A 1,735-nucleotide genomic window follows, 5' to 3' on the forward strand; every position below is an offset into this window, starting at 1 on the left:
CCCGCCGCACCCGCCGCGCATCCTCGTCCTCCACGGCTCGATCCGCGAGCGGTCCTACTCCCGCCTCTTGTCCGAGGAGGCCGGGCGCCTGCTTCGCTGGTTCGGCTGCGAGGTGCGCACGTTCGACCCCCGAGGGCTGCCGCTCCCCGACGGGGCCGAGCCGGACCACCCGAAAGTCGCAGAGCTGCGCGACCTCGCCGACTGGTCCGAGGGCATGGTCTGGGTCAGCCCGGAGCGCCACGGCGCCATGACCGGCATCATGAAGGCGCAGATCGACTGGATCCCGCTGGCGCTTGGCGCCAAGCGTCCGACGCAGGGCAAGACCCTCGCCGTCATGGAGGTGTCGGGCGGCTCGCAGTCCTTCAACGCCGTGAACCAGATGCGCATCCTCGGCCGCTGGATGCGCATGGTGACGATCCCGAACCAGTCGTCGGTCCCGAAGGCGTTCCTCGAGTTCGACGAGGCGGGACGCATGAAGCCGTCCGCTTATCTCAGCCGCGTCGTCGACGTCTGCGAGGAACTGGTGAAGTTCACCCACCTCGTGCGCGGTCGCTCGGACTATCTGACGGATCGCTACTCCGAGCGCGTCGAGAGCGCCGAGAAGCTGTCCGAGCGCGTGAACCAGCGCACCCTCTGATCCTCTCGTCCCCGGACCGTCCATGCTCGCCCTCGCGATCTTCGTCGCCACCCTCATTCTTGTCATCTGGCAGCCCCGGGGCCTCGGCATCGGGTGGTCGGCGCTCGCCGGCGCCGCGGTCGCGTTGGCGACCGGTGTCGTCGGCTGGAGCGACGTCGGGACGGTCTGGGAGATCGTCTGGGACGCGACGTTCACCTTCGTCGCGCTGATCGTCATCTCGCTGGTCCTCGACGAGGCCGGGTTCTTCGGCTGGGCCGCGCTCCACGTCGCCCGCTGGGGCGGGGGCAACGGGCGGCGGCTGTTCCCGCTCGTCGTCCTTCTGGGCGCGGCCATCGCCGCCGTGTTCGCCAACGACGGGGCGGCGCTGCTCCTCACCCCGATCGTGCTCGCCATCCTCCTGCGCCTCGACTTCCCGCCGGCTGGGGCGCTCGCCTTCGTCGTCGCCTGCGGGTTCGTGGCCGACACTACCAGCCTGCCGCTCGTGGTGTCGAACCTCGTGAACATCGTCACCGCGAACTTCTTCGACGTGTCCTTCGGCCGCTACGCTGCGGTCATGGTGCCGGTGAACCTCGTCTCGCTGGCGGCGACGCTCCTCGTCCTGTGGGCGTACTTTCGGAAGGACATCCCGGCGACCTACGACGTCGGCCGGCTCGAAAATCCCGGCAGCGCGATCCGCGACCCGGCCGTCTTCCGCGCCGCGTTCCCGCTTCTCGGCCTCCTGCTCGTCGCCTACTTCGTGACGGGACCGCTCGGCGTGCCGATCGCTTATCTGACCGGCGCCGCCGCCCTCGTGCTTATGGCGGTCGCGGGACGGTGGTTCACCAGTGGGCGCGGTGCGGTGGTCGATCTGCCGAAGGTCCTGCGCGGCGCTCCGTGGCAGATCGTCCTGTTCTCGATCGGCATGTACCTCGTCGTCTACGGCCTCGGGAACGCGAGCTTGACCGACATTGCGGCAGGCGTCCTGCGGTGGCTTGGCGAGCAAGGGACGTTCATCGCCACCGTCGGGACGGGCTTCGTGGTGGCGGCGCTCGCCTCCGTCATGAACAACATGCCCGCCACGCTCGTCGGGGCGCTTGCCATCGATCGTGCGGACGTGGC

The 1,735-nt window shown here is 69.5% G+C and carries 2 protein-coding genes; both read left to right on the forward strand.

Annotation, left to right across the window (positions count from 1 at the left end; all coding sequences use genetic code 11):
• On the forward strand, nt 1-637 hold a 637-nt coding region (gene arsH, locus NS365_RS23000), incomplete at its 5' end, for an arsenical resistance protein ArsH (protein ID WP_058602606.1).
• Nucleotides 638-659: 22 nt separating this feature from the next.
• A partial coding sequence (locus NS365_RS23005) for an arsenic transporter (RefSeq protein WP_058602607.1) occupies nt 660-1,735 on the forward strand: 1,076 nt, incomplete at its 3' end.

This window comes from Aureimonas ureilytica (genome assembly GCF_001475935.1).
Taxonomy (GTDB): domain Bacteria; phylum Pseudomonadota; class Alphaproteobacteria; order Rhizobiales; family Rhizobiaceae; genus Aureimonas; species Aureimonas ureilytica_A.